At 62.4% G+C, this 6,694-nt stretch carries 6 protein-coding genes and 1 pseudogene; 5 read left to right on the top strand and 2 right to left on the bottom strand.

Translation table 11 applies throughout. The features are described 5' to 3' along the window. Positions 1 to 62: 62 nt before the first annotated feature. The 3 genes from MHN80_RS25585 (at position 63) to MHN80_RS25575 (ending at position 2,510) form a co-directional block, all read left to right on the top strand. Positions 63 to 341, top strand: coding sequence for a fumarylacetoacetate hydrolase family protein (locus MHN80_RS25585; protein ID WP_239404130.1), 279 nt, complete (start codon positions 63 to 65; stop codon positions 339 to 341). Next, positions 338 to 745 carry a WhiB family transcriptional regulator gene (locus tag MHN80_RS25580; RefSeq protein ID WP_308219802.1) on the top strand — a complete coding sequence of 136 codons (408 nt, stop codon included), beginning with the start codon at positions 338 to 340 and terminating at the stop codon, positions 743 to 745. Before MHN80_RS25585 ends, MHN80_RS25580 begins: the two co-directional genes overlap by 4 nt. A gap of 1,153 nt (positions 746 to 1,898) precedes the next feature. Further along, positions 1,899 to 2,510, top strand: a complete 612-nt coding sequence (locus MHN80_RS25575; protein ID WP_239404128.1) for a hypothetical protein — start codon at positions 1,899 to 1,901, stop codon at positions 2,508 to 2,510. 69 nt (positions 2,511 to 2,579) lie between these two features. Here MHN80_RS25575 and MHN80_RS25850 read toward each other — a convergent pair whose 3' ends face one another. After that, the gene (locus tag MHN80_RS25850) at positions 2,580 to 3,335 is read right to left on the bottom strand and encodes a TIGR02391 family protein (protein WP_239404127.1); all 756 of its coding nucleotides are present in this window, start codon (positions 3,333 to 3,335) and stop codon (positions 2,580 to 2,582) included. 651 nt (positions 3,336 to 3,986) lie between these two features. Between MHN80_RS25850 and MHN80_RS25565 the strand changes: the two genes are divergently transcribed. After that, a complete protein-coding gene (locus tag MHN80_RS25565; protein WP_239404126.1) occupies positions 3,987 to 5,135 on the top strand; it encodes a hypothetical protein in 1,149 nt (382 codons plus the stop codon). Positions 5,136 to 5,220: 85 nt separating this feature from the next. On the opposite strand, the gene MHN80_RS25560 is transcribed toward MHN80_RS25565, so the two are convergent. Further along, complete coding sequence (locus tag MHN80_RS25560; RefSeq protein WP_239404125.1) at positions 5,221 to 5,622, bottom strand: hypothetical protein; 402 nt, start codon at positions 5,620 to 5,622, stop codon at positions 5,221 to 5,223. A 67-nt stretch (positions 5,623 to 5,689) separates the two neighbouring features. On the opposite strand from MHN80_RS25560, the pseudogene MHN80_RS25555 reads away from it, so the two are divergent. Beyond that, a pseudogene (locus tag MHN80_RS25555) lies at positions 5,690 to 6,567 on the top strand (IS3 family transposase); the annotation flags it as partial. Positions 6,568 to 6,694 lie beyond the last annotated feature (127 nt).

Here is a 6,694-nt window from a genome sequence, read left to right as displayed (position 1 = left end):
ATCTCGTCGCGCTTCACATGCCATCCGGGTGGCCCGGTCCTTGAGTTCCTCACTGTACTTGCGTGGTGCTGCCATGCTCTCCATCCTTCACAGGTTCGAGAGCCTCCGACAGACCCGGGGCGGTTCACATCGCCACCATCTCCACCTTCACCACACTCGAACCCGGCGACGTCATCCTCACCGGCACACCCGCCACCACCAACCGCCCAACCCCACTCGAACACGGCGACGTCGTCACCATCACCATCGACGGCATCGGACACATCTCCAACCGCTTCATCCGCCACCCCCACACACAACCCGCCACCACCCAGGTGGCGCCGGCGTATCAACAGCTGTGAACCAGGACCGAAACCCGCAGTGCGGCAACCCCATCACCCACCGCTTCCCCGCCTCACGCACCCAGCTCAACTACCGCACCCTCGACACCATCACCCGTCGATTCCAACGCGGCACCAACCTGCAACTACCCGTCACCCACACCGACAACTGGGACTGGCAACTGAGCGGCACATGCCGCAACATGCCGACCGACTTGTTCTACCCCGCTCACGGGTTGCCCGGCCATGCCCGACGAGCCAGTGAACGCAACGCCAAACGCATCTGCGCAATATGCCCGGTCATCACCACCTGCCGCGACTTCGCGCTTCGCAACCGTGAACCCTACGGCGTCTGGGGAGGCCTCAGCGCCCACGAACGCGCAATCACCACACACAACGACCCCCATGCCCCAGCAGAACCCTGAACGCTTGAAAAGCCCGATCACCACAGTCGCCCATCGACGACCCTGATGCGCTGGAGGGTATCTATCGGTCGTGACGAACCCACGCCCTCAGGCAAGCGCGAGCCTGACGCACCTGATGAAACATGCAGTGCTCGTGCTGACGTAACGTAAATTGTCGGCACTTCAAATAGGTTGTGGCAGAGTGTAATTCGAGCGTACGATGACGTAGGTATTCGTCACGTGACGGAACGCGCAAACATCGAACCCGAGAGCGCTTGGCGAACCAAGGCTCCGCGATGTACTCGCTTGAGAGCTCGCCGCTCGTCCAGCCATGGATGCCGACCTCGGAACAACCGGCCACCCATCGACGACGAACCTGGAATTCTCGGCCAGATAGTCCGACTGGTTATGAGCTCAAGTCGTAAGCCTGCCTGATTAGACTGGCCTCCTGCCGGTATCCGATCTGGTCCAGGTACTCGAGCAAGATGGGGATAGGGGGCCAGTTCCGCCGCGGTCCGTCAACTTCTGCGCCCGAGTAGGCGCCGCCGCCGGGGCCTTGATACAAACCCCCACCGACGCCTGTATACAAGCCACCGCCCACACCGGTATAGAGACCGCCACCCACACCTGTGTAGCAGCCTCCCCCGACTCCGGTATAGAGACCGCCGCCGACTCCGGTGTACGCGCCGCCACCGACGCCCGAATAGGCGCCCCCGCCCACCCCTGTAGACGCGCCGCCACCGACGCCTGTGTATAAGCCACCGCCCACACCGGTATACAAGCCGCCACCAACTCCGGTGTATCTGTTACGGGGCCAGCCTTGAGGATCAATCCAGTCCATTCCTCAAGGCTATATGGCACTCCGGACAGATCTGTGTACTCAACCTCAAGACGTCGGCTCGATCAGTCCGCCAGGCTATCTGTGTCATCCGAGCAGCGGCACGACGGCTCAACCTGCAAGAGCAGGAACGTCATCGCGAAGTTATCGGCATCCGAAAAAGACTGGTGGAGAACACATGTTTGAAGCGTCTCTGATCTACCGTCGGGGCCGACGTCCGTCGTTCGAGGTCTTAGCCCACTCGAAACATCTTTGGTGTGCACCTGTGACCCGACCTTTTCGGGGATGGGGTGCGGTGGCCTCTAGTGTGTCGGTCTTGCGGTCTAGCCTGTAGATGTGGGGCCATCGACGAGCGCATGGATCAGCCGTAGTGTCGGGCTCGATCGTGCCGTGGGCGTAGTCGCGGCGTGGCTTGCTGACGCTGGCGAAAACTACGGCCAACGCGGGCTGGTTGTCCCTCAGAAAGGGGATCTGCGTCATCCCACTCCTGCTGTTGCGCGGTTCGTTGCGAACGGCAATGTAGGAAGTAGTCGTAGTTTGTCCGTCGAAACAGGCGGTCCGATACTCGCGTTTGTCCCGACGTTGAAGCTGTTGGCGGACGCGGTCCGGTTGGCTGACGGCAACGCGCTGGGAGTGGTGGAGCATGCCGCCGGCGAAGTTGCTGGCTGGGCGGCAGCGGTAGGTGCGATTGACCTGGCCACGGGTGCCGCAGGCCCTCCGGTCGATCCACGCTTGCGCGAGGCGTTCGAGTCGATCCATGACGCCGGTTACAACGGATATTCGGTGTCGGATTCGTTCCTCAAACGACGCATCTCCGACGACCTGGCAGTGCTTGCCGAAGCCGATGTCTCGCAGATGTTTCTCGATGGGTACCTCGTCGGTCTTGGCGCCAATGGGTCTCGTCTCGACGGATTGCGTCAGATGTACGCGAAGCACACCGGCCGGTAACGCGGTGCGCTCCGCTCGGGATCTCGCTGTGCCGCCATACCGAGCGGTCCAGCCACCACGCGCGATGGCTCAAGCTCGCTCGATAGCTGACTGATCGATCCATCGCGCCAGAAGGCTTAGCGCGGCAAGCTGTTCGAGTGCGGTCTGTTCCTCAAGATCGAGTTCGTCGTTGGGCAGGTGGCCAAGCGGATTTCGAATGGCGCTGAAGCATCCCGCGCCGAAGTCCATGGCGCCTTGGCGCATGGATTCCCGAGTCTCATCCTGGATGATCTGCGGGAACCGAAGCCGTGGCTTACCGGGTTGCGGCGGCTTAGGACTAAAGACCTCCTGCACGAGCTTGCGATCCGAAAGGTCGCGTCGTTCAACCTTTGCCTGGATGAGCGAGTTAGCCGCTTTTGCGGCCGCGAGTACTGCCTCGTGCCGCTGGCCTAGAGACCAGGGCAGCTCCGCGGCCTTCCAGATGAGATGGTGCATCGAACCTGCCGTGATCTTTGGTGATGCAAACCCTGGACCTAGCTTCTGCGCCACTTCGTCGTGCGTCGCCAGTCGCGCAAGCAGCTTTCGAGCCGCGTCACGTTCGAGTTTGAACTCGTCGTTCTTGCTCGCCTGGTTCTCCACACGCCACTCTGAATAGAGTCGGTCGAGTATCGGCCTCACGACCTCGGCGAGTTCGATAGCTCGGGGTCGACCACATGCAGGGGCAGAGCGATTGGTGATGTGCGAGACGCGACCTGAATTGCTGGACTGATTCACGGCCCGGGTCTGGTCGACAAACTCTTCGAGTCGTCCACGGGTCCAATCGGTGTCGACTCCGTCAAGGTTCACAGCAGGTGATGATAGCTGGGTACCCCAGGGGCGCCCAGGGGTCTATGCGGCCATTCAAGCAAGCCGCTACCAGCCATAGCGTAGATGGTGGCGAATTGCTCTGCGCAGCAATAAGTTGCGTCACCTGTGACGGTAGTGTACGGGTATTGCGGGGCCGGACGCATCGACTGAAGCAAACGGTTAGGTGTGCGCCCAGGGGCCCGCGCTCGCGCAGAGGCGGCGATGAGAACAAAATGCCTGGTGTAGCCTGGTGTGCATGGCTAACTTCACGGCGAAGGGCGCATGAGTTCATCTCGTGTCGTGACCGTCTTTATCGACTCCCCGCTAGTAGATGCTGGCGATATTCCGCCGCCTGAAGTTGGGGCGGTGATCACTCTGCCGCTGGCGTTTATCGAAGACACCTTGCCGACCCGTTCTGACCGTGGCGTGACGACGGTGCGAGCAAGTTTGGACCTGTCAGATGACCCGCCGAGGCTGCGAGGCGGCCGGATGGGGATCGAGCGTCATTGGCAGTGGACGGGCGTCCTCCGTGGCGACGGGTGGACGGCTCATTGGGCAGGGGTGCGGCCCCGTGCGGGGCACGTCGAGCTGACTGGCCGGTTTTCTGTCAAGCCGTGGGCCCGCGAGACAGTTCGCGGTCGAGTTACTCGAGTGACGTTGGTATCCACCCTGTACACCCGTGCCGTCAGCGGAGCTTGGTCGCCCGCACCGGGTGCGGCGCTACGCTATGCCGACGTCGACAGCACGCCCCGATGGCTCAACCTCGAGGCCGATCCGCATAAGCGCGTGATCGGTGTTCTTGTCGATCTCAACCTCGACGACGTGCCGCAACGCGAGCTGCGGCCGCCACTAGTGCCCGGCGACGTGGCGGCCTCAGGTAGCAATGTGTGGATTCTGGATCAGCAGCTACCGGTGGTGGTGTGTATCGGCGCGGAACAAGTCGCGACGGAATACGTGTTCGCAGGAGCGCCGAACGGTGGCCGCGGAGTGCACGCCACACCAGGGGGCTGTTGGGTGAGCGGCCCTGACGGGCTCTACCGCGTGACAAATGGCCGTCCGGCGTACCGAGTGAGCGATGCAGCCACCTCCGTGGCCGCCACCGTCGGCGAGACCGTCCTCGCCCGTTCCCTCACCCAGCCGTGGACACTGCATACTCCAAGCGCAGCCCCGAACAGCGTGAATCTTCCCGAAGGCCCGGTAGTGGCAGCCGTGGCCGACGGTGACTCGTTCCTGATCGCGATAGACCACCAGGACGCACTGCGCTTCTTTCTGGTCTCTCCGGCCGGCACAGTCATACCCGGGCCAATCCTTGCGCCCACACCGCCAGCACGAAGCGGCGCCAGGCCGGTGCTGGCCGGCTCCCCACCGCACCTAGTCCTCGATCCCGCAGTGCCAGACATCGGCGCCGATACGATTCCCGCCGTGCACCTTCCGGCCACTCCTCTCACGGTCGGCACCGCCGGACAGTGCGTATGGTTCGTCACCCACCCACGACCCTCAGATACGCCAAGGACGTCGACGCACCAAGAAGCCGACGTCGGCCGCCCGTGGTGGTTACTCACCATCCTCGACGACACCACGTTCGCTCCCATGCTTAGCAGTCTTATCGCGACCCCCTCACCGACGGTGGCGCGTGACAACCAGGGAACGTTCTGGCTCATCCACAACAACCAGATGGCCACGCTCACAACCGACTCGTCGCAAGGCGGACTCATCCCCTACCCCATGCCTGGGGCGTCGGCGACCCTTCTGCCAGAGACTCCTCCCCGCGCGGAATCTTCAGGCCCCATACATCGATAGAGTTCGGAAACGCTCAGGAACACGCTTTGTGTCGGGCCCCGAAACCTCGCGGGACCCGACCAAAACTACTTCTGCGCAGCAGCGACTACGCTAGGTTCGGGAATACCTCTTTCATATAGTCCCACTCCTTAATTTCATCACTGATAGCGCCGTTGCGACCTACTTCGTAGCAGGTGACTACACCGACGATCTTCTCGTCAGGAATATAGCTACCGCCATTCATGATGTACGGCTTCACCGGGTCCTGGGTGGGAAGGTTGTTAGGGTCGGGCTTCATACTCGCCCGTCCGTCGTAGTAGAAGTCGTGCTCCTGGAGTTCGGCAACCACCAACATCTTGTGTGGGTTGCCAGGCTGACACACGATGGCGCCGCCTGCGAGGGGGTAGCAGGCAGTCACGGTCAAGGTCTGTTCGATCGTTGCTTGTCCGCTGTATTGCCCATCGGACGCGCCGAATGTGACTTTCCCGCTTTGGATGATGTGTCGCACGGGACTGCTGCACGGATAGGTGACATCTGATCTGGCTTGCCTTCGGGCGGTCGGGAAGGATGTAGCTGTGCCCAAGCCGTACCCCCAGGAGTTCCGTGACGATGTGGTCCGGGTGGCTCGTGATCGTGGAGAAGGCGTCACGATCGAGCAGGTCGCCAAGGACTTCGGTGTGCATCCGATGACGTTGCACAAGTGGATGCGACGCGCGGATATCGATGAGGGCCGCAGCCCTGGCGTGACCTCGACCGAGTCCCCTGAACTGCGCGAGGCCCGTAAGCGGATCCGGCTACTCGAGCAGGAGAACGAGGTGCTGCGTCGGGCGGCGGCGTACCTGTCGCAGGCGAACCTGCCGGGAAAAGGCTCTACCCGCTCGTGAAAGAGCTCGCCGCCGACGGAATCCCCGTGGCGGTGTCGTGCCGGGTACTTCAGCTCTCTCGCCAGCCCTACTACCGGTGGCTGGCCAGCCCGGTCACCGATGCCGAGCTGGCTGCGGCGTATCGGGCCGACGCCCTGTTCGATGCCCACCGCGAGGACCCGGAATTCGGCTACCGATTCCTCGCCGGAGAAGCCACCACCATGGGAGAGTCGATGGCCGAGCGGACCGCGTGGCGGATCTGCCGGGACAACGCCTGGTGGTCGGTGTTCGGCAAGAAACGAGGCCGTAACGGCCGACGACAGGGACCACCAGTCCATGATGATCTGGTCCAGCGCAACTTCATCGCCGAGGAGCCAAATCGGTTGTGGCTGACCGATATCACCGAACACCACACTCGCGAGGGCAAGCTCTATCTGTGTGCAATAAAGGACGTGTGCTCCGGGCGGATCGTCGGCTACAGCATCGATTCCCGGATGAAGTCCCGGCTGGCCGTGGCAGCGTTGCACAGCGCGGTCGCCCGTCGTGGTGAGGTGGCCGGCTGCATCGTTCACTCCGATCGAGGATCGCAAGGCGGATTCAACTGGTCGTCGCAACACCATGATCATGGAGGTGTTTGCGGTGGCTACGGCGGACTGGAGTCGGAGGACCAGCGATGTGGCGGTAGGTGTTCGTCGGCAGTGGCGTGCTGATCGTGCA

The sequence above is a fragment of the Gordonia sp. McavH-238-E genome (assembly GCF_022348225.1).
GTDB classification, from domain to species: domain Bacteria; phylum Actinomycetota; class Actinomycetes; order Mycobacteriales; family Mycobacteriaceae; genus Gordonia; species Gordonia terrae.
Note: the sequence above shows the minus strand (reverse complement) of the source record. Positions and strands in the feature narration are given on the sequence as shown.